The organism is Cupriavidus sp. GW823-FHT07A04 (assembly GCF_058794615.1).
In genome coordinates, this window is the sequence record NZ_JBXAHA010000017.1 from 41757 (window position 1) to 61246 (window position 19490).

Here is a 19490-nt window from a genome sequence, read left to right on the forward strand (position 1 = left end):
CTCACCGGGCCGGCGACGCGGGCGCCGCAATGGGTGCGTGCACGGCGCGGCTGTCCGCCGGCGCCTCGTCGCGTTCTTTCAGGCCGTAGTCGCGCAGCACATGCGCCACGCGCAGCCGATAGCCCGCGAACACGCCGCCCCGCCCGGCCGACTGCGCCAGCCGGTGCTCCTCGGTATTGCGCCACGCCATGACCGCGGCCTCGTCGCGGAAGAAAGACAGCGACAGCAGCTTGCCCGGATTGGTCAGGCTCTGGAAGCGCTCCACCGAGATAAAGCCGTCGATGGCCTCCAGCGTGGGCCGCAGTTGCGCGGCGATCTGCATGTACGTGTCCTTGCGGCCCTCGGCCGGTTCGACTTCGAAGATGACTGCGATCATGGTGGGGTCCTATTGATTTGACTTGCTTCACAGAAAATGCGGAATGCGCGCGTTGACCGAGGGCCGATAGCGGAATGCGCGCGCCAGCGGCGCCGGATCCGCACCGCGCGCCAGCAGCGCGGCCACCACGGCCTGCGCCACCGTGGACGCCAGCGCGTCGCCGGGGCAGGCGTGGTGGCCGCGCCCGAAGGTCCAGGGCGCAGGCGTCGTCGCCTCACTCTGTTCGAGCGAGGCGGCCGCCAGCACGACCAGCACCGTATCGCCCGCCATCAGTTGCGCACCGCACAGGCGGACATCGGCGGCCAGGAAGCGCCGGGTGTTCTGCACCGGCGGATCCTCCCGCAGCACGCGTGCGGCCACGCAGTCCAACGCGGGCAGCTCTCGCCCATGGGACGTATCCCGGCCCAGGCGCAGCAGCATGTTGCCGACCAGGCCGGCGGTGGCCTCGCATGCCTGGATCAGCAGGCCGATCGCATTGGTTGCGATGATCTCCCGCGCCACGCCGGCGGCAAGCGCTTCCTGCACCAGTGCGTCCAGCGGCGGCGCGGATGACAGGCTCGTGCGCATCCAGGCCTGGAGCCATGTGGCGGCCTCGCTCCCCGCGGCAATCTCCTGCGCTGTCGCCAGCGGCGACATGGCCCGCGCGAAGGCTGCCACCTGGCCCGCTACGCCGGGCTTGCCGGCCACCGGCAGTCCAAGTGCATCAGCCACCGTCAGCACCGGCAAGGTGAACATCCAGTGGTTCACGGCGGCACCGGGCCGGACGGCGTCGAACGGCAGATCCCGCGCCAGCGCCAATACCCGCGCGCCCATGCCGGCAAACGCCAGGCACGCCATGCGTTTGCGCAGCACGCCCTTGAGTGGCGCATGCCAGTCCCCATCGTTCATGCGGATCAGCCCGCCGAACAGTGCGCCGGCCGGGCTGCCCGCGAGCGCCGGCGGCACGGCTTGCGCGGGCGGCCGCACGCGGCAAGCGGGATGGGTCAGCACGGCCTGCACCTCGGCGGCGCCGGCGGCAACCCATAGCCCGAGCGTTTCATCGCGATAGAACGGCCGCTGCGCGGCAAGGGTGCGGTAATACGGCGCCGGATCGGGGTGCGTCACGGCGCAAAGCGGGTCGGACGGCATCGGCATGGCGGTCGGCAAGGGCATGGGGAGGCGGATCGAGAGCACATAAGCAGTATGCCGTCGCGCGCCGCGCGACGTTTCATGACGATGTGAAATGTGGAATGCGGACAGGGGCAGCAAAGGCGGGGGATGTCACGTCCACCATGCCCGCCATGCGCCCGCGCCAAGCGGTACGGGCGTTTGACAATTCACCCCGTCATCGTAAACTGGTTGTCAATTACGAGGACCTTCATGCGAATTCAGAAGAGCGAACAATTGACCAGCATCGTCCTGTCGGTGTTTCAGCTCAACGGCAGGCTCCTGGCCTGGGGCGACAGCTTCGTGGCCCCACTGGGATTGACTAGCGCGCGCTGGCAAATGCTCGGCGCGCTTGCGCTTGCCGGCAAATCACTGACCGCGCCGCAGATCGCGGCCAAGATGGGCGTGACCCGGCAAGGCGCCCTGAAGCAGCTCAATCTGCTTGCCGATGAGGGCTTCATCGAAGCGCGTCCCAACCCCCTGCACAAGCGCTCGCCACTATACGTGCTCACCGAGCGCGGCCAACGCACCTACCGCACGGTGGACCAGCAGTGGCGGGAGCACGCGGCCAAGCTTGCCACCGCGTTCAGCGCGGCCGATCTGGAGGCCGCCGCCAGGGTGGTCGAGGGGCTTGCTGCGATGCATGCCGAGGTCGACGCCGAAGTGGACGCCGGCGCATAGCGCACACGCGCCTGGGAAAGCACGATCATAGGGGGGCGACAGCAGCAGGCGCCTGGCATGCTGGTGGCGTCGCGCCTCCTTGCATTCTTCTGCCGAACCCTGTATTGACAACTAGTTTCCACTTATGGAAACTAGTTGTCAATATTTGAAAGCAGAAGGAGGAGATCCATGAAACCGATCGTGCATGGCATCGCCGGCAGCGTGGCAATGCTGACCGTAGCCACCTTCTGGATGTCGACGGTCATCTCCGAGGCGTTCTTCGACCACGCTGCCGTGGCGCTGGTCAAGCAATGTGTGGTGTACGGGCTGGTGCTGCTGATTACGGCCATGGCCGCCACCGGCGCGTCCGGCTTTGCCCTCTCCCGGCACAGGCGGGGCCGCATCGTGCACGGCAAGAAGAAACGCATGCCCCTGATCGCCGCGAACGGCCTGCTGATCCTGTTGCCCTGCGCGCTCTTCCTGAGCGCCAAGGCGCAGGCCGGCGAGTTCGACACGTTGTTCTACGTCGTCCAGGCCATCGAACTGGCAATGGGTGCCTTGCAACTGACCCTGCTTGGCATGAGCTTTCGTGACGGTATGCGGCTGGCGGGCAAGATGAAGCTGAAGGCGCAATGAACCTGCGTTAGCCGCGCCATCTCTCTTGCGTCCTTGCATGAAGACAGGCTAAGGCCTGAGGCCGCCGTTTAGCGAGGAATACCGGAGATCACCTTTCTTTCCACGCACGCGGCTGTGCGATGGCCATTGCGATTCAAAACCCTGGCACGGCCAAAGGCGTCGTCTTTCTGACCCTGGAAGATGAGACCGAACCCATTGATGTCATCGCTTGGCCATCGGTCCTTGAGAGGCAACGCCGTGAAGTACTGACCGCCACGCTCGTCGGCGCATATGGCAAATGGCAAATGGCAGTGTGACGGAGAGGTTCGACATCTCATTGCGCAGCACCTCGTCGACCTATCACCCATGCTGGGCAGTCTGGCTACATGAAGCCGGAATTTCTGCTGAGTTCCTAAGTCAAGGGCACAACGGAGCTATTGCGACCTATGCTCCCATAACTGGCGACACGCGCAGGCCGATGCCGTTCTATCGAATGCCGAGGATGAATGGCTAGAGTTTCGGTTGCAACGAAGGCGTCAAATTCCGTGTTAGTCGTGTCCATGGTATCCGTGGTGCCCGTGGCCCCAATACCCGTATCCACCATAGTACCCGCCATCGTATGGCACCACGACGCAACCACCGAGCAGTGTGGATGCGACAATTAGTAATGCGAGAAAGGCTTTCATGACGCTTCCCTCATCTTGAACAAGCGCGGAGAGGCCAGGCTGGGCCTTCCAGCAAACTGGCGCTCTCCAAAAAGCTCCTGCACTCGAGCTTCGTCGCGCTGGCCTTTGCCTTGGCGACGTACCCCCGTCCGCTCGATGGGAGCAGCTTACTGCTTCTTCGTCTTGTCTACGTTGGCGCTGGTTGCAGCCTTCGCTGCGTCGGCCTGCGCCTCCGGCTTCGGAATATCTACCTTGGCCTTCGCCTTGTCGACATCATTCTTTACTTCAACCTTCGCCTTGCCACCCTCGGTATTGGCGGCCCCCATCTTGCTCGCCTTGTGGTGGCTGCCCTTGGCGGCGGACTTATTGGCGTCAGCTTTTACATCAGCCTTCTCCTTGCCGGCGCTGGCCTGGGCCTTTGCTACATCGCCCTGCGCGCTGACACCCTTCTTGTCCTTGTCGGCATTTGCCTGCGTGGCGCTCTTTTCCTTGACGACCTTTACCTGGTCTTTCATCGCCCTTGCTTGCGGCTGAGTCGCGGAAGCTGGCACACCAGCCTGAGCGAAAACGGTACCGACGAGGGCTGCAGAGGCGAGAGCAGCGAACAGCTTCTTCATGACGTGAACTCCTGAGGATTCTTGAGCGGCTCGGCAATGCGCCGTGCTTACCGGTAGAAACGGTACTGTCCCGACCCGAGTTGACTCAAAACTCGTGACAATCCGTAAGTTCTGAAACAGGTAAGCCGAAGTCGCGAGCGTGGACGGAAGCGCCTCCACAGCCCAATGGGCACTACAGCCTGTTCGAGAATCACGTTGACCGGAAGCCAGTGCTGAGAGGTAGCCGCTACGCTCCGGCACCTGTCTGCGCCCCATCGTTGGGCGTCATAGTCCCCCCGTTCCTGCGTTGGTTGCATACCCCGGCGAACGGTGGGGTGAGTTCGGCGAGAACACGATTGTCATCAGCAGGTAGCCGGAGCTTGCGTGGAAAAAACCGCACCGCGAGTAGCCTCACAATCGCTTACAAGTCGATTGCATGTTCGATGCTAGGTTTAGCACCATGACTGTCGACGGTGGCGCATGACCATCGCGCTGTTAGCGCCGTTAGCGCTGTTAGGTGACAAAGAAAACAAACATATGCCTTTAGTAATACGCGAGCGTACCGCAGGCTTCTCCTAGCCTAAGGAAACGCAAATTGGAGTCACTTCATCATGTTGACCGACGTTCACCTACGCTCGGCCTCTCACTCGGACTTGCAGCAAATCGTTGCATTGCTTGAGCGCTGCAGGCTACCTGCCGCAGATGTTGTCGAAATTATCGAGAACTTCCACGTCGCCCTGTGTGATGGCCGCGTCGTTGGCTGCGCAGCGACAGAGCCCCATGGACAGGCCATCCTCTTCCGCTCCGTAGCAGTTGAACCCGCATATCGCGAAAGAGGCATCGCCAGCCGATTGGTTGAGGCGCTCTTGATACGTGCACGCGGCAATGAAGTACGAGACGCCTATCTCCTCTCCACTGCGGCCCCAGCCTATTTCGCGCGTTGGGGATTCTCCCTTATCCCTGCCGAAGAAGCGCCACCGGAAGTCACGGCCTCAAGAGCATTTCGACGTGCTATTCAAACGTCCGCACTCTGCATGCGGTGCGAATTGCGCTAGCGCGGAGACGGCCAGATTGGCGGCCCCGTTACCTCATCCTGCACGATGGCGGCGTGTGTAGCTGCGGCCTCATCGACTTCCGGCACCCCCGCCTTGTTACAGGTCGTAACCCCTGTATTAGTTCACAAGTACCCTCGCGCCCAGTGGCGGTATAGAGTGCCGGTAGAAACGTAAGGAGCATTATCATGCAAAAGGCCTTGGCGATCTGCTTGCTGGCTGCAGGTGCCGCCCTTACCTCCGGCGTCGCTGAGGCGCGTGTGGATGTGGGCATTGGGATTGGCCTTCCCGGGCCAGCGTACGTGGTTCCACCGCCTCCCGTTTATTACCCGCCGCCTCCCGTCTACTATGAGCCGGCCCCCGTTTATGTCGAACCGCAGCCGATTATTGTTGCACCCGGCTATTACGGCGATTGGCGCGCTCGTGCGTGGCAAGAGCGGCAGTGGCGAGAAAGGCGTTGGCGCGAGCGTGAGTGGCGCATTCACCATCGGGAGTGGCGTCGCTGGCATGATGGGGAGGAGGATTGAGCCACGCCCAAATGCTCGCCTCGAAAGAGCGAGTTAGCAATCGTCATCCAAGGGACGAGGTTGCATCCGTAGAATGGCGACCGCGAAAAGCCAGGAGAAATCGGGAATGAAGCGCCGTGCAATCGGTAGGGCCATTGTCGGTACGCTGTTCGTCGTCGTCTCGTCGGCCTTTGCCGCAGCGAATGTCGACATTGGCGTTGACGTTCCTGGTGTTGCACATGCGGAACCCACCCCAGTTTATGTTGCGCCCCGGCCTGTCTATGTTGTTGTTCCAAGCTCGCGATACTCACCCTATAGGGGTGAAAGCGAACAACGGGAGGAATACTGGAGTGAACGGAGGTGGCGCGAACAGGAAGAGCATAGCGACCAAGGCCATCGCAGCCGTGAGGAACGCAGCCAACACGAAAACGAAAGCTGACACTGCTCACCAGACCGAAAAAAGCCCGCGGGGTATTAGCCAGGCAGGCATAAGAGGTAGTCTATTTATTTCTTGAAGGACGAACTTGTGCCCGAGATGAACTTGTTGCACTTCTTGTGAATCGAGTTGATTTCCGCCTTTGTGCTCTGGTTCAGCACGACGGCCTTCAAATCCGCTTCCGTTCTGCCGCCGCTAATTTCGTGTTGCGGTCTGGTTCTCGCCCTTCTTGGCTAGCGTCGCACTGTCCACTACCGCCTTCGCCCCCTCGGACTGACACGCTCAAACACAACGGGCTCCATTCCCGTCAAATCTTGGTACAGCTTGAGGCTGACCGAAAGCCGCGTTACATTGCGACTACGCGGTTGCGGCCTCCAGCCTTCGCGCGATAGAGACGCTCGTCAGCGGCGCGCAGAATCGCGTCGATTGTGCTACCGTCGCGCCCGAACTGGGAAACACCGATGCTGACAGTGAGCGTGACCCCGACCTTGCGCCCAATCGCGCTTTCGAACACGGCGCATTCTATGGCTGACCTAATGCGCTCGCCAATCGAACAAGCGAACCCCAGGGCAACTTGAGGTAGCAACACCATGAATTCCTCTCCGCCCACACGGGCTACGCCGTCATACGGCTGGATTGCATCGAGGCATTGCTGCACGAACCCCTGCAGGACTTTGTCGCCGACCTGATGTCCATAGTAGTCGTTTATCTGCTTGAAATTATCCAGGTCGAGCGCGAGGAGAGAAAACGGTGCCCCCTCTCGCTTGGCACGCGCAATTTCGGCGTCGACACGCTCGATGAACGAGCGGCGGTTCGCCGCTCCGGTGAGTGGCAATAAGGTAAGCTGGGAGCAGTGCAAAGCCGACAACCAAAAAATGTGAATACGCTTTGGTCACGAGATGGATTGCTGGCGCCGGCTCTTCAATGATTGTGCTTGCGCTCATGTGCTTTCTCCCGGTTGCCTCTCTGGAATCACGTACTTTTGCTGGTACCGCTTCCTCCCAGGGGCCCTCGGTGTCTCTTCTACGTCCAGCCTGGTCTCCTTTTGCTCCGCATCCAAGAATTCTGCAATTCGCTACCTTCTATCCGGCTTCGTCTCAACCGGGGGCTCTAGTATGCAGGCTGGCAATGCTGGTGAGGCAGGCACGATGTAGGTGCGAGAAAGAACCCCATCGGCCGGGAGTGAGGGGAGGTCCCCAATCGCAAAGATAGTCCAGCGATTGGCTCTCACGGCTTCCTTGTTTGCAGTGCTGATTGAAACTCCATCGAACTCTATGGCAGAGTGCGCCGCCGGGTCGGCCCTCGTCGTTGCCGTAACATTTCTGCCATCTTTTGAATTTCGAGTGGGTGGCGTGAGACATCAAGGGCGCGCGCGAGCTCGGCGGAGCTAACCCTATATAGCGACCCTAGGCGAGCGGTCGTGGAGTCGTCGTGACCGTCACAAAATGGAACGAATAAAGCACTTTGTCTTCGATGGAACCTGTACAAAAGACATTCCGGAAGTTCTTTGATGTTTCTGCAAGCGCTTTAATGTCGCTGGAAGGGTTTTAATGTCTTGCAAGCACATTGAAGTCCAAGGTCCACCCGTCGCCCACCGACAGTCTATACTGCATTCGTTGCTTCACTGCGGAATGAACTATGGAATACGCTCCCAGCATCAGCCAGATGGCCGGCCTGCTTGCCGACCCGGGACGCGCCGCCATGTTGTGGGCGCTGATGGACGGCAGCGCCCGCCCGGCCGGCGAGCTTGCGGTCATCGCCGGCTTGTCGGCATCGTCCACCAGCGGCCACCTGGCGCGGCTCAGTGAAGGCGGCCTGCTCGCCGTGCAGACGCGCGGGCGCAATCGGTACTACCGGCTCGCCACGCCGGAGATCGGCGTCGCCATCGAGGCGCTCGCCAGTGCGTCGCTGGCCAGCCAGCCGCCGCGCGTGCGCGCGGTGCCCGCGTCGCGTACCGCGCCGGCAGCCTTGCGCCAGGCGCGCACCTGCTATGACCACCTGGCGGGCGAGCTTGCGGTTTCCCTGTTCGAACGCATGTCGCATGCCAACTGGATCGTGGTGGACGGCACGTCAGTGGACCTCACCGACAGCGGCAGTGCGGGCATGATGCAGCTTGGCGTGGATCTGGATCTGGCGCGCCGCAAGCGGCGGCAGTTTGCCTGCACCTGCCCCGACTGGAGCGAGCGCAAGCCGCACCTTGGCGGCGCGCTTGGCGCGGCGCTGCTCGATAACATGATGGCCAACAGCTGGATCGAGCCCACGACCACATCGCGCGCGCTGCGTGTGACGCCGCGCGGGCAACGCGAGATCGTGCGCATTGCCGGCTGAGCACAGGCTCATCCGTGGACAACACCATTTCCATTTTCAATGCGCCAAGCCGGCGCCGCACCGATGGAGGGCTGATGCAATGAGCGACGAACTGAGTAACGAGGCGCGCGAGGCGCTCTGGCGCCTGATTGAGCTGATCGACTTCGACGACGCAGCCATGGTGGAGAAGCACCAGATGCTGTTCGACGAAGCCCTCGCCAACTCGGACGACGCGGATGTGGTCGAAGGCCAGGAGCTGCTCTGGATCCTGAAGGACGTGATCGACTGGGAAGCGGGCTTCTATGTGGACTGGAAAGACACCACGTCCTTCATCAGCTGCATGGACGAGCTGTGCGCCAGGGTCGATATCGAGCTGGACTGGGGCGTGGAGGATCCGCAGGACGAGGAGTTCCTGGAGAAAGCCAGCGTGCCGGATCTGATGGAACTGGCTCATGAGCAGTTGCGGCTGGCGGGCATCACGCTCTGGAACTGGAACACCGATGGCGATGCCTATGCGGGCTGGATCGCCCGCGGCGAGGATGATGAAGAAATGACCACCCTGGCCGAAACGCTGGGGCTGGAGATCAGGACCGGCGACCAGGCGTATTGAGGCTGCCGAGCTGGCCCGGGTCGCGCCGCGGCCTCAGCCAGTGATCCCCACGCCAACCGCGCCCTGCCGATCCGTGGCACCCAAGGTGCGCTCCAGCACATCGAGAAATGCCCTGACGCTGGCCGGCATCAGCTTGCGCGCGGGCATCAGCACAAACACCTTCAGCGGCGACGACGTATACGCCGGCAGCACCCGCACAAGGCGCCCCTGATCCAGCTCATCCTGCGCGTAGCGTGGCGAGAGCCGGGCCACGCCAAGGCCATCGGTGGCGGCTTTCAGGCGGATCTCCGCGCTCTGCGTGCGCATGCGCGGCTCCACCGCCATGCTGGCCACCTCCACGCCATCGCGCTGGAACTCCCAGCGCCGGTCCTCGGCGTCGCCCAGCATGGGCCAGCCGGCCAGCTCCTGTGGCGTGCGCGGCAAGCCTCGCACGCGGATCAGCGATGGCGCGGCAAAAAAGGCACGCTCGATGCGCACCACCCGCTTGCTGGCAAAAGAACTGTCGTGCAGGCCGGTAGTCGTCATCACAAAGGCCAGGTCGTATCCTTGCTCGACCAGGTCGGGCTGCTCCCAGCTCACGTCGACCTGCACGCGCAGCTCGGGATGCAGCCGCAGCAACTGCGTGAGGATGGGCGAGATGTGCAGGGAGCCGACCTCGTAGGGTGTGGAAATGCGCAGCGTTCCACTGACTTGCTCACTGACCGACACCGCCTCGGCGCTGATTTCGCGCAGCTCGTTAAAGAGGGGCGCGACCCGGTCGTAGAGTTGCTGGCCCCGCTCGGTCACCCGCACGCGGCGCGTGGTGCGCTCGAACAGGCGCACGCCCAGCTGCACTTCCAGCCGCGACACCGCCGCGCTGGCGGATGACTTCGGCACGTCGGCCAGATCCGCCCCCTTGGTGAAACTGGCGCCCTCCACCACCCGGCAGAAAATCTCCCAGTCCTTCCATTCGATCGTCTTCATTCGCCATCCCCGTGCCACGTGGCGCGCCTCGTGAGTCGTGCGCGTCAATGTTGCGGATTGTCCCATGCGGCGAACAATGACGCGCGGGCGACTAGCGGGCAGAGTTGCCTTCAATTCTTTCCTTGGCTATTTACATCGTAAATCTACACTGTAAATTATCGTTGCCGAAGCAGCATCGCAGCAGAAGGCGACATGCTTCAATCAGCACACACACTGATCGCCTCACCCCACCAGACATGGCAAGAAACCTCACCCAGGAAGAGATCGACGCGTTCAAGGCCCGCCTGTGCGCGGTAGCGGAGCGGCGCTTCGCCGAAGGCGGCGTAGCCAGCGTGAGCATGCGCCAGCTCGCCGAGGAACTGGGCTGCAGCCCGATGACGCCCTACCGTTACTTCAAGGACAAGGACGACATCCTGGCCACGGTGCGCACCGCCGCGTTCGACCGTTTCGCCGCCACCCTCGAAGCCGCCGGCGCCAGCGTTGCCGAGCCGCGCGAACGCGCGCGCGCGGTGGGCGAGGCCTATCTCGCCTTTGCCTTTGCCGAGCCCAATGCTTACCGGCTGATGTTCGACATGACCCAGCCGGACGACGACCGCTACCCCGACCTGGAGCGCGCCGGCTCGCGTGCGCGCCGCACCATGAGCGCGCATCTGGAGACCATGGCGCAGCGCGGCCTGATCCATGGCGACCCGCAGGTGCTGAGCTATGTGATCTGGGCCTCGATCCACGGGCTGGTGATGCTGCGCCTGGCCGGCAAGCTGCCCGGCGACCCCGATTTCCGCGTCATCCACGCCGAGATGTTGCGGCTGCTGGCTGCGGGCATGCGCGCGCCCATGCCCGAGGCCAGGTTCGATGCGGATCACGAAGCAGGTCACGAAGCCGATAACGAACCTGTTAACGAACCTGTTAACGAACCCGCCCCCCCAGCTACGCCAAAGCCAATCCGGCAGCAGCGCAAAAGGAGCTCCCAATGAGCCAGCCGTTCCCGTCCACGCCCTATCTCAGCGGCAACTTCGCCCCCATCCTGATGGAGTGCGATGCGCCCGACCTGCCGGTGCTTGGCGAGCTGCCGCGCGCGCTGCGCGGCACGCTCTACCGCAACGGGCCAAACCCGCAGTACGCCCCGCGCGATGCGCATTACCACTGGTTCATCGGCGACGGCATGGTGCACGCCTTCCACATTGAAGACGGCCGCGTGCGCTAGCGCAACCGCTGGGTACGCACCAACAAGTTCCAGCGCGAGCAGGCCGCGGGGCAGGCGCTGTTCGGCAGCTGGGGCAACCCGGCCACCACCGATCCGTCAGTGCTCGGGCAGAACGACGGCGTGGCCAACACTAATATCCTCAGCCACGCCGGCCGCCTGCTGGCGCTGGAAGAAGCCGACCTGCCGGTGGAGCTGGACGCCCAGACCCTGGCCACGCGCGGCGATGTCGACTACGGCGGCAAGCTCACCGGCGCGATGACTGCGCACCCCAAGGTGGACCCGGTGACCGGCGAGATGGTGTTCTTCGCGTACTCGGCCGATGGCCCCTTCACCCCCGGCATGCGCTACGGCGTAGTGGATCGCAACGGGCAGCTGCAGCGCCTCGAACACTTCGAAGCGCCGTTTCCCAGCATGGTCCACGATTTCATGGTCACGCAGAAGCATGTGCTGTTTCCCATCCTGCCGCTGGCCGGCAGCATGGAGCGCGCCATGCGCGGCGAGCCGGCCTACGCGTGGGAGCCGCAAAAGGGCTCGCACATCGGCATCATGCCGCGCAATGGCGGCACCGTGCAGATGCGCTGGTTCCGCGGCGAGGCCTGCTACGTGTTTCACGTGATGAATGCCTGGGACGCCGGCAACAAGGTCATCGCTGACGTGATGCAGTATGAATCCTCCCCCATCTTCAATCCCGACGGCAGCGGCAGCGGCGCTCGGCTGTGCCGCTGGACCTTCGACATGGCCGGCAAGTCAGACACGTTCACGCGCGAATACCTGGATGACACGGCGGGCGAGTTCCCGCGCTTCGACGAGCGCTTCTCCACGCTGCCTTATCACCATGGCTACTACGCGTTCCGCCAGTACGAGAGCAGCGAGCGTGGCAGCTACGACAGCCTGGCCCACCTGGACCTGCGCAGCGGCAAGCGCGCCACCTGCCAGTTGCCCGAGGGCGATGCCTTCTCCGAGCCGGTGTTTGTGCCGCGCGCAGCCGACAGCGCCGAAGGCGATGGCTGGCTGCTGGCCACCGTCTACCGGGGCGCGCAAGCGCGCAGCGACCTGGTCGTGCTGGATGCCGGCGCGGTTGCCGATGGGCCGGTTGCCACGGTACAGCTTTCGCACCGCGTGCCGTTCGGCTTTCATGGCAACTGGTGCGGCGCGGACTGATCCCGCAACAAGACACGCATCGACATCCACTGCCTGGCGGCCGGGCTTGGTCCGGGCCGCAACCAACCCAAGGAGAGCAGCATGGGAATACTGATTGGCTTTGCCCCGTTCGTCGCCTTTTTTATCGCCATGCGGTGCATCTCGCCGCTGGCCGGCCTGGCCGCGGCCTTCGTGGTCTCGCTGTTGCTGTGCCTGCGCATGTGGCGGCGCGGCGAATCGCTCAAGGTGCTGGAGCTGGGCAGCCTGGCCCTGTTCGCGCTGCTGTTGCTCTATACGGTCAGCGCCGCGCCGCAATGGACGGTGGCCACGGTGCGGCTCGCGGTGGATGCAGGCCTGCTGGCGATCGTGCTGGTCTCGCTGGCGATCGGACGCCCGTTCACGCTGCAATATGCCCGCGAACAGGTGCCCAAGGAATACTGGGAATCGCCGCGCTTCCTGGCGGTGAACCGACATATCACGCTGGCGTGGGCCGCCGCGCTGGCGGTGATGGTAGCCGCCGACGCGGCGGCGGAATATGTCAGCACCATCCCGTTGTGGGTCGACGTGGCGGCGACGGTGGCTGCGTTCGCCGGCGCCGTCATCTTCACGGTGCGCTACCCGGAAGCTGTGCGGCGGGCGGCCGAGGCAGCGGCGTCGGCCACGCCGGGCCGGCCGCTGGCATAGCCGGATAGCCACCCGGCCCCACAGGCTTCTGGTGCGTTTGTCCCCGATCTGTGGCGAATTTCCCGCACGGAGAGCGGGAGGAGCTTTTGCCATGAAGCCAAGCACCAGTGCCGGCCTGTTGCGAGCGCGCGCTGGCGTGGCGGGGAAAACGGCGGCCCAGGCCGCCGCCGGGCTTCAGTGCTCGAACAGGATCACGGAGCGCGCCAGTTCACCACGGCGCAGTTCGTCAAAAGCCTCGTTGATGTTCTCCAGCGGCATGCGGCGCGAGATCAGCTCGTCCAGCTTGAGCTTGCCCGACAGGTAGAAATCGACCAGCCGCGGCATGTCCACCGGGAAGCGGTTGGAGCCCATCATCGAGCCCTGGATGCGCTTCTCGGCCAGGAAGTCCGTGCCCTTGATCTCGATCTTCACGCCTGGCGCGATCATGCCGATCACCGTGGCGGTGCCGCCGCGACGCAGCATGGAGAAGGCTTGCTCGGCGGTCTGCTTCAGGCCGATGGCTTCGAACGCATGGTGCACGCCGCCACGGGTCAGCTCCCGCACGGCTTCCACCGCATCCACGTCAGCCGCGTTGATCACATCGGTCGCGCCGAATTGCCTGGCAAGCTCCAGCTTGCCAGGCACCCGGTCGATCGCGATGATGCGGCCCGCGCCGGCAATGGCCGCGCTGTTGATGGTGGCCAGCCCGATGCCGCCGCAGCCGATCACCGCCACGGTCTCGCCCGGGCTCACGCGCGCGGTGTGGATGACCGCGCCCATGCCGGTGGTCACCGCGCAGCCGATCAGCGCGGCGCGGTCCAGCGGCATATCGCGGCGGATGGCCACCAGCGCGTGCTCGTGGATCAGCATCTGCTCGGCAAAGGCCGACAGGTTCAGGAACTGGTTCATCGGCCCGCCCTTGCCCGCCAGCAGGCGCGGCTCCTCGCCCTCGCGGCGCTTGGTGTCCGGCTCCACGCACAGCGACAGGTGGCCGGTCAGGCAGTGCTCGCAATGGCCGCAATAGGCCGACAGGCAAGTGATCACGTGATCGCCGGGCTTGACCGTGCGCACTTCGGAACCCACCTGCTCGACCACGCCGGCCGCCTCGTGCCCAAGCACCACCGGCATCGGGAAGGGATAGGCGCCATCTAGAAAATGCAGGTCCGAGTGGCAAACGCCCACCGCCGCCGTGCGCAGCAGCACCTCGTGCGGGCCCGGCTTGCCAATGGCGACGTCTTCGATCACCAGCGGGGTCTTGGGTTGATGCAGGACAGCGGCTTTCATGGGTCTCCTCGTTGTTCGATCTTGTTCGGCACAATTCGCTAAGATTCCCGTCCCCGGCAACGGCGGCGGCACGGCTACCATACAACCGAAACGCCGTTCAGTGAAGCCATAAAACAGCGCCCGCCCCCGGCCTGCCGCCCGGCCACGCGCCCGAGGATCAGGAATGCGACGCCGCCTTGTCCTGTTGCGCGGGCGCCGGCTCCGCAGCAGCAGCAGCGGCCGGTTCCGCATTGCGCCGCTGGTGGTACTTGCGCAGGATCTGCTGCGCGATCGACAGGCGCGAGCCCACCGGCACCGGGAACCGCACCAGCGCATCGAGCCGGTCCGCCGCCATGGCTTCGAACATCACGCGCGGCTCGAACTGCGAGAGATCGAGAAAGCGCGAGCCGCCGTATTCCTCCAGGCTGTGCCGGGCCTCGGCCAGGAAGCCGGCGCACACCTCTTCCGTGATCGCGATCAGGTCGGCCTCGACGCGGTCCGGGTCGCTCTTCTCCGGCAACGGAATGCGCAGCGTGTCCAGGGTGTACTTGCCCGCCTGGGAGTGGTTGCGCACGGCGACTGTCAGCAACATGCTGTTGGGAATCTGCACCGTGGAACCAGTGAACTGGCGCGCCCCGGCAATTTCCACCAGCGTGGTGGTGAGCGCGTCCATGTCCACCACCTCGCCGGAATGCGGGCCAATCTCGACGATATCGCCAAGCTGGAAGGGGCGCGCCATCATGCGCAGGAAGGCGCCAAGGAAACACATCACCAGTTCCTTGCCGCCGATCACCAGGGCCACCGCGAAGGCGGTCAGCGAGATCGCCACGCTCTTGAGCTCGGACACCCAGATGCCCAGCAGCAGCAGGAACACCACCGCGGCAACCGCATTGCGCGAGGCCACGGTCCAGGTGCGATAGCTGCCGCGGTTGTCCTTGTCCCCCTGCTGGCGGGCCTGGAAAAAGCGGTTGATGAACTTCACTGCCAGCATGCCGGCCAGCACGATGCCGACGCTAAGCGCGATGTGTAGAAGATAGCTGTCGTTGAAGGGCAGGTTCATGAGGATCGGTCCGGATACCGCGAGGATGCAAACCCCAGATTCTAGCCATGCCGCACCGCAACCAGGGCAAAACCCGCCGCAGCCCCGCCCCGCGCCTTTCCCCAGGCGGCTTTTTCTCTTATGATGCCGCCCAATGTACCAGCCGGTAAATGTACTGCCGTGCATCCTGCCTTGTGCTGGCCGGGCCCGGTCGGATGCCGGCAGCGCCAGTCAATGCGGGCCACGCCGGCACATCCTGCTTCCGCGCTCCAATTCCTCTTATCCATGACCAGCCAGCAACCCGCACCCCACCCTCCACCACCCGCCCTGCGCCGCACCTTGCGCGCGCGCCATCTCACCATGATCGCCATCGGCGGCTCGATCGGCACCGGGCTGTTCGTGGCCTCCGGCGCCACCATCGCGCAGGCCGGCCCGGGCGGCGCGCTGGCGGCCTACATCCTGATCGGCGCCATGGTGTACTTCCTGATGACCAGCCTGGGCGAGCTGGCGGCGTACATGCCGGTGTCGGGATCGTTCGCCACCTACGGCGCGCTCTACGTGGAGGAAGGCTTCGGCTTCGCGCTGGGCTGGAACTACTGGTACAACTGGGCGGTGACCATCGCCGTGGAACTGGCTGCGGCGCAGCTGGTGATGCAGTACTGGTTTCCGGATACGCCCGGGCTGCTGTGGAGCGCCTTGTTCCTCACGCTGATGTTCCTGCTCAATGCCATCTCCGTGCGCGGCTTTGGCGAGGCCGAATACTGGTTCGCGCTGGTCAAGGTGGTGACGGTGATCGCGTTTATCGTCATCGGCGTGCTGATGATCTTCGGCATCCTGCGCGGCGATACGGGCGGCGTGCCGGCCGGGTTGGTGAACCTGACGGCAGGCGACGCGCCCTTCGTCGGCGGCCTGCCGGCGATGATCGGCGTGGCCATGATCGCGGGCTTTTCCTTCCAGGGCACCGAGCTGATCGGCGTGGCCGCCGGTGAATCGGCCGATCCCGCCAAGAACATCCCGCGCGCCGTGCGCCAGGTGTTCTGGCGCATCCTGCTGTTCTACGTGCTGGCGATCCTGATCATCGGCATCCTGATTCCCTACACCGATTCCAGCCTGCTCAAGAGCGATGTGGAAACGGTGGGCGTGAGCCCGTTCACGCTGGTGTTCCGCCATGCGGGACTGGCATTTGCCGCCGGAGTGATGAACGCGGTGATCCTGACCGCCGTGCTGTCGGCCGGCAACTCCGGCATGTACGCCTCCACCCGCATGCTCTACAACCTGGCGACCGAAGGCCGCGCCCCGCGCATCTTCGCACGCCTCACGCGCAACGGCGTGCCGCTGGCGGCACTGCTGGCCACCACCGCGGTGGGCGCGCTGTGCTTCCTGACCTCCATGTTCGAGAGCAAGTCCGTCTACCTGTGGCTGCTGAACCTGTCGGGCATGACCGGCTTCATCGCCTGGCTCGGCATCGCCATCAGCCATTACCGCTTCCGCCGCGGCTTTGTCGCGCAAGGGCTGGACCTTTCCCGCCTGCCATATCGCTCGCCTTTCTTCCCGTACGGCCCGATCTTTGCCTTTGCGCTGTGCCTGATCGTCACGCTGGGCCAGAACTACCAGGCCTTCATGGACGGCAAGATCGACTGGGTGGCAGTGACCGCCACCTATATCGGCATCCCGATCTTCCTCGCCATCTGGCTAGGCTACCGCCTCGTACGCAAGACGCGCTTCGTGCGCTACGCGGACATGCAATTTCCGCCGCTGCCGCCGGCCCGCGGCACGCAGGCAACCGGTTCCGTCTTTCCCGCCACGGCGACCGGCGAATAAAGAGCAGTAAGCAGTAAGCATCCTGAGAACACATAAGAAAACCAAAGCGCTGTACTACAGCCGCAGTACGACAACAACAAGGAGAGTTGACTTGAAACACGCGATCCACAAGAGCCTGCTGGCAGTGGCCGTCGGCTTCACGATGTCGGCCCACGCCGCGCCTACGCTGATCGAATCCGTGCAGGGCTACACCTTGAAGAACGACCAGGTCGCCAGCTTTTCCGGCCTGGTGTTCGACCAGGGCAAGGTGCTGGCCACCGGCGACGCCACCGCGCTGCGCGCGCAGTACCCCGATGCCAGGCGCATCGACGGCCAGGGCAAGACCCTGCTTCCGGGCCTGATCGACGCCCACGGCCACGTGTTCCGCCTGGGCTTCAAGACCACCGAGATCTCGCTGTCGGGCACCAAGGACCTGGCCGAAGCGCAGGGCATGATCCGCGCCTACGGCGACAAGAACCCGCAGCGCAAATGGCTGCTGGGCTACGGCTGGAACCAGGTCAACTGGAAGCTGGGCCGCTTCCCCACCGCCGCCGAGCTGGACGCCGCCGTATCGGACCGCCCGGTGCGCCTGGTGCGCGTGGACGGCCACGCCGCCTGGCTGAACACCAAGGCCATGCAAGCCGCCGGCATCACGCGCGACACCAAGGACCCGGCGGGCGGGCGCATCGAGCGCGACGCCAACGGCAACCCCACCGGCGTGCTGGTCGACAAGGCCATGGCGCTGGTCAACAACGTGATCCCGCCGTACTCGGACGACGACCGCCGCGCCGCGCTGGCCGCCGCGCTGGCGCACATGAACGCGCTCGGCCTGACCGCCGCGGGCGACGCCGGCGTGACCGCGCAGGAAGACCGCATCTACCGCGAGTTCGCCGACCAGGGCAAGCTGACCACGCGCATCTACGGCATGATCCGCGACACCGGCGACGACTTCAAGGCGCTCTGCGCCAAGGGCCCGCTCTCCGGCTACGGCAACGACCGCTACTACCTGCGCGCGGTCAAGCTGTACGGCGACGGCGCACTCGGCAGCCGTGGCGCGGCGCTGATGGCGCCGTACTCGGATGACCACGTGCACAGCGGCCTGCTGTTCATGAGCGACGCGGCCATGCAGGCGAGCGTCAAGATGGCGATCAAGGCCGGCTACCAGGTCAACGTGCACGCCATCGGCGACGCCACCAACCACCAGGTGCTGGACGCGATTGAGGTCGCCTACAAGGAAGTCGGCGGCCGCGAACTGCGCAACCGCATCGAGCACGCCCAGGTGGTTGCGCTGCCGGACATCCCGCGCTTCAAGCAGCTCGACCTGATCGCTTCGATGCAACCCACCCATGCCACCAGCGACATGAACATGGCTGAGGACCGCATCGGCAAGGAACGCATCAAGGGCGCCTACGCCTGGCAGACCATGCTCAAGCAAGGCACCGTGATTGCCGGCGGCTCGGACTTCCCGGTGGAATCCGCCAACCCCTTCTACGGCCTGCATGCGGCGGTCACGCGTACCGACCACGAAGGCCGCCCGATCAAGGGCTGGCATCCGGAGGAAGCCATGACCCTGACCCAGGCCTTCCGCGCCTTCACGCTGGACGCTGCTTACGCGGAGCACCAGGAGAAGACGCTGGGCTCGCTGGAGCCGGGCAAGTGGGCCGACTTCATCCTGATCGACCAGGACCTGTTCAAGGTGGCGCCGGCCGAGATCTGGAAGACCCGTGTGACGCAGACGTGGGTGGCAGGTGAGCGCGTGTACGCGGACGCAAGCGCACGTTGATGTTGATGTGCTGAATTGCCGAGTGCCATGGCGTGTATTCATCGCCGTGGCATGATCGAGAGGCCGGCCCTGCGCCGGCCTTTTTTCATGCGCGCTGCTTCTTCACAGTGCGTGTTGCAAACAGAAGACAGAAAACACCCATTGCCCGCCCCGCCGGGCGGCAAGCGATCAAGTGGCGATCAAGTGGCGAGCATGGCGCACAGGCCATCGCGCGATGAGAAGAAACAATGTCTGCAGAGGCCGCGGGGAATGCCTCACCCTCCGAAAATGTGCCCATGCGCATGTGAAAGCCAGGTCTCTGCCCGCGTGGGAAATGGGGGTATCGGATGCCATTGATTTCAACGGTGTGACATCCTGCTCTTACACATTCTTACAGCACTAGCGCCGCTTCTTGGCTAGCCTTCATTTACTCGCCACCGTGCAGCGAACCCGAGTCCTGCACATCCGCGAGTATCGTCGATGGCCCTCGGGCCATACGCATTCGCCCCGCTCCTGTGCTCAGCCGGAGCGCGGGCAGATCAACGGACCCGGCATGTCCTGGTCCACACACAGATGCGCAAGCGGCCCGGCTGGGCCGTGAAACAACGCATCGCGGAAGAAAAATTGGGGGACTTGCTTTACAGGGAACGTGCGTCTTGCCGACACGCCCGGTGCCAACGGCTTGCC

Annotated in this window: 17 protein-coding genes and 3 pseudogenes; 13 read left to right on the plus strand and 7 right to left on the minus strand. The window is 64.2% G+C overall.

Annotation, left to right across the window (positions count from 1 at the left end):
- Position 1: 1 nt before the first annotated feature.
- Entirely contained in the window at positions 2 to 376 is a 375-nt protein-coding gene (locus AC1Q7Q_RS27270; protein ID WP_492374480.1) for an antibiotic biosynthesis monooxygenase family protein, read from the minus strand.
- Positions 377 to 403: 27 nt separating this feature from the next.
- Entirely contained in the window at positions 404 to 1528 is a 1125-nt protein-coding gene (locus tag AC1Q7Q_RS27275; protein WP_492374479.1) for a cytochrome P450, read from the minus strand.
- A 231-nt stretch (positions 1529 to 1759) separates the two neighbouring features.
- On the opposite strand from AC1Q7Q_RS27275, the gene AC1Q7Q_RS27280 reads away from it, so the two are divergent.
- The 3 genes and pseudogenes from AC1Q7Q_RS27280 to AC1Q7Q_RS27290 all read left to right on the plus strand — a co-directional run.
- Positions 1760 to 2203, plus strand: coding sequence for a MarR family winged helix-turn-helix transcriptional regulator (locus AC1Q7Q_RS27280; RefSeq protein ID WP_492387235.1), 444 nt, complete (start codon positions 1760 to 1762; stop codon positions 2201 to 2203).
- 168 nt (positions 2204 to 2371) lie between these two features.
- Positions 2372 to 2818: a hypothetical protein gene (locus AC1Q7Q_RS27285; protein ID WP_492374477.1), complete on the plus strand. Its 447-nt coding sequence runs from the start codon at positions 2372 to 2374 to the stop codon at positions 2816 to 2818.
- A 104-nt stretch (positions 2819 to 2922) separates the two neighbouring features.
- A pseudogene (locus tag AC1Q7Q_RS27290) lies at positions 2923 to 3187 on the plus strand (OB-fold nucleic acid binding domain-containing protein); the annotation flags it as partial.
- Positions 3188 to 3629: 442 nt separating this feature from the next.
- Here AC1Q7Q_RS27290 and AC1Q7Q_RS27295 read toward each other — a convergent pair.
- The gene (locus tag AC1Q7Q_RS27295) at positions 3630 to 4079 is read right to left on the minus strand and encodes a hypothetical protein (RefSeq protein ID WP_492374476.1); all 450 of its coding nucleotides are present in this window, start codon (positions 4077 to 4079) and stop codon (positions 3630 to 3632) included.
- Between the two features lie 590 nt (positions 4080 to 4669).
- On the opposite strand from AC1Q7Q_RS27295, the gene AC1Q7Q_RS27300 reads away from it, so the two are divergent.
- The 3 genes from AC1Q7Q_RS27300 (at position 4670) to AC1Q7Q_RS27310 (ending at position 6055) form a co-directional block, all read left to right on the plus strand.
- Positions 4670 to 5113: a GNAT family N-acetyltransferase gene (locus AC1Q7Q_RS27300; protein WP_492374475.1), complete on the plus strand. Its 444-nt coding sequence runs from the start codon at positions 4670 to 4672 to the stop codon at positions 5111 to 5113.
- Between the two features lie 185 nt (positions 5114 to 5298).
- The gene (locus tag AC1Q7Q_RS27305) at positions 5299 to 5637 is read left to right on the plus strand and encodes a hypothetical protein (protein ID WP_492374474.1); all 339 of its coding nucleotides are present in this window, start codon (positions 5299 to 5301) and stop codon (positions 5635 to 5637) included.
- A gap of 106 nt (positions 5638 to 5743) precedes the next feature.
- Entirely contained in the window at positions 5744 to 6055 is a 312-nt protein-coding gene (locus AC1Q7Q_RS27310) for a PXPV repeat protein (RefSeq protein WP_492374473.1), read from the plus strand.
- A gap of 343 nt (positions 6056 to 6398) precedes the next feature.
- Here AC1Q7Q_RS27310 and AC1Q7Q_RS27315 read toward each other — a convergent pair.
- Positions 6399 to 6884: pseudogene (locus AC1Q7Q_RS27315) on the minus strand (GGDEF domain-containing protein); the annotation flags it as partial.
- 806 nt (positions 6885 to 7690) lie between these two features.
- On the opposite strand from AC1Q7Q_RS27315, the gene AC1Q7Q_RS27320 reads away from it, so the two are divergent.
- A complete protein-coding gene (locus AC1Q7Q_RS27320; RefSeq protein ID WP_492374472.1) occupies positions 7691 to 8380 on the plus strand; it encodes an ArsR/SmtB family transcription factor in 690 nt (229 codons plus the stop codon).
- 79 nt (positions 8381 to 8459) lie between these two features.
- Positions 8460 to 8969: a DUF6630 family protein gene (locus AC1Q7Q_RS27325; protein WP_492374471.1), complete on the plus strand. Its 510-nt coding sequence runs from the start codon at positions 8460 to 8462 to the stop codon at positions 8967 to 8969.
- Between the two features lie 33 nt (positions 8970 to 9002).
- Here AC1Q7Q_RS27325 and AC1Q7Q_RS27330 read toward each other — a convergent pair whose 3' ends face one another.
- Positions 9003 to 9932, minus strand: a complete 930-nt coding sequence (locus tag AC1Q7Q_RS27330) for a LysR family transcriptional regulator (protein ID WP_492374470.1) — start codon at positions 9930 to 9932, stop codon at positions 9003 to 9005.
- Between the two features lie 236 nt (positions 9933 to 10168).
- Between AC1Q7Q_RS27330 and AC1Q7Q_RS27335 the strand changes: the two genes are divergently transcribed.
- The 3 genes and pseudogenes from AC1Q7Q_RS27335 (at position 10169) to AC1Q7Q_RS27345 (ending at position 12960) form a co-directional block, all read left to right on the plus strand.
- Positions 10169 to 10906 carry a TetR/AcrR family transcriptional regulator gene (locus tag AC1Q7Q_RS27335; protein WP_492374469.1) on the plus strand — a complete coding sequence of 246 codons (738 nt, stop codon included), beginning with the start codon at positions 10169 to 10171 and terminating at the stop codon, positions 10904 to 10906.
- A pseudogene (locus AC1Q7Q_RS27340) lies at positions 10903 to 12297 on the plus strand (carotenoid oxygenase family protein). Before AC1Q7Q_RS27335 ends, AC1Q7Q_RS27340 begins: the two are co-directional and overlap by 4 nt.
- An 81-nt stretch (positions 12298 to 12378) precedes the next feature.
- A complete protein-coding gene (locus AC1Q7Q_RS27345; protein ID WP_492374468.1) occupies positions 12379 to 12960 on the plus strand; it encodes a hypothetical protein in 582 nt (193 codons plus the stop codon).
- A 174-nt stretch (positions 12961 to 13134) separates the two neighbouring features.
- Here the strand turns inward: AC1Q7Q_RS27345 and AC1Q7Q_RS27350 are convergent, their stop codons facing one another.
- On the minus strand, positions 13135 to 14223 hold the full coding sequence (locus AC1Q7Q_RS27350; RefSeq protein ID WP_492374467.1) for a Zn-dependent alcohol dehydrogenase: 1089 nt from the start codon (positions 14221 to 14223) through the stop codon (positions 13135 to 13137).
- 157 nt (positions 14224 to 14380) lie between these two features.
- Positions 14381 to 15262, minus strand: coding sequence for a mechanosensitive ion channel family protein (locus AC1Q7Q_RS27355; RefSeq protein ID WP_492374466.1), 882 nt, complete (start codon positions 15260 to 15262; stop codon positions 14381 to 14383).
- Positions 15263 to 15526: 264 nt separating this feature from the next.
- Between AC1Q7Q_RS27355 and AC1Q7Q_RS27360 the strand changes: the two genes are divergently transcribed.
- Both AC1Q7Q_RS27360 and AC1Q7Q_RS27365 read left to right on the plus strand, forming a co-directional pair.
- Positions 15527 to 17062: an amino acid permease gene (locus AC1Q7Q_RS27360; protein ID WP_492387236.1), complete on the plus strand. Its 1536-nt coding sequence runs from the start codon at positions 15527 to 15529 to the stop codon at positions 17060 to 17062.
- Between the two features lie 91 nt (positions 17063 to 17153).
- Complete coding sequence (locus tag AC1Q7Q_RS27365; protein WP_492375619.1) at positions 17154 to 18824, plus strand: amidohydrolase; 1671 nt, start codon at positions 17154 to 17156, stop codon at positions 18822 to 18824.
- Positions 18825 to 19490 lie beyond the last annotated feature (666 nt).

What these genes read in the sequence shown, in the direction of transcription:
- AC1Q7Q_RS27270 (WP_492374480.1), bottom strand. Translation starts at nt 376, where the DNA reads ATGATCGCAGTCATCTTCGAAGTCGAACCGGCCGAGGGCCGCAAGGAC.
- AC1Q7Q_RS27275 (WP_492374479.1), bottom strand. Translation starts at nt 1,528, where the DNA reads ATGCCCTTGCCGACCGCCATGCCGATGCCGTCCGACCCGCTTTGCGCC.
- AC1Q7Q_RS27285 (WP_492374477.1), top strand. Translation starts at nt 2,372, where the DNA reads ATGAAACCGATCGTGCATGGCATCGCCGGCAGCGTGGCAATGCTGACC.
- AC1Q7Q_RS27295 (WP_492374476.1), bottom strand. Translation starts at nt 4,079, where the DNA reads ATGAAGAAGCTGTTCGCTGCTCTCGCCTCTGCAGCCCTCGTCGGTACC.
- AC1Q7Q_RS27300 (WP_492374475.1), top strand. Translation starts at nt 4,670, where the DNA reads ATGTTGACCGACGTTCACCTACGCTCGGCCTCTCACTCGGACTTGCAG.
- AC1Q7Q_RS27305 (WP_492374474.1), top strand. Translation starts at nt 5,299, where the DNA reads ATGCAAAAGGCCTTGGCGATCTGCTTGCTGGCTGCAGGTGCCGCCCTT.
- AC1Q7Q_RS27310 (WP_492374473.1), top strand. Translation starts at nt 5,744, where the DNA reads ATGAAGCGCCGTGCAATCGGTAGGGCCATTGTCGGTACGCTGTTCGTC.
- AC1Q7Q_RS27320 (WP_492374472.1), top strand. Translation starts at nt 7,691, where the DNA reads ATGGAATACGCTCCCAGCATCAGCCAGATGGCCGGCCTGCTTGCCGAC.
- AC1Q7Q_RS27325 (WP_492374471.1), top strand. Translation starts at nt 8,460, where the DNA reads ATGAGCGACGAACTGAGTAACGAGGCGCGCGAGGCGCTCTGGCGCCTG.
- AC1Q7Q_RS27330 (WP_492374470.1), bottom strand. Translation starts at nt 9,932, where the DNA reads ATGAAGACGATCGAATGGAAGGACTGGGAGATTTTCTGCCGGGTGGTG.
- AC1Q7Q_RS27335 (WP_492374469.1), top strand. Translation starts at nt 10,169, where the DNA reads ATGGCAAGAAACCTCACCCAGGAAGAGATCGACGCGTTCAAGGCCCGC.
- AC1Q7Q_RS27345 (WP_492374468.1), top strand. Translation starts at nt 12,379, where the DNA reads ATGGGAATACTGATTGGCTTTGCCCCGTTCGTCGCCTTTTTTATCGCC.
- AC1Q7Q_RS27350 (WP_492374467.1), bottom strand. Translation starts at nt 14,223, where the DNA reads ATGAAAGCCGCTGTCCTGCATCAACCCAAGACCCCGCTGGTGATCGAA.
- AC1Q7Q_RS27355 (WP_492374466.1), bottom strand. Translation starts at nt 15,262, where the DNA reads ATGAACCTGCCCTTCAACGACAGCTATCTTCTACACATCGCGCTTAGC.
- AC1Q7Q_RS27360 (WP_492387236.1), top strand. Translation starts at nt 15,527, where the DNA reads ATGACCAGCCAGCAACCCGCACCCCACCCTCCACCACCCGCCCTGCGC.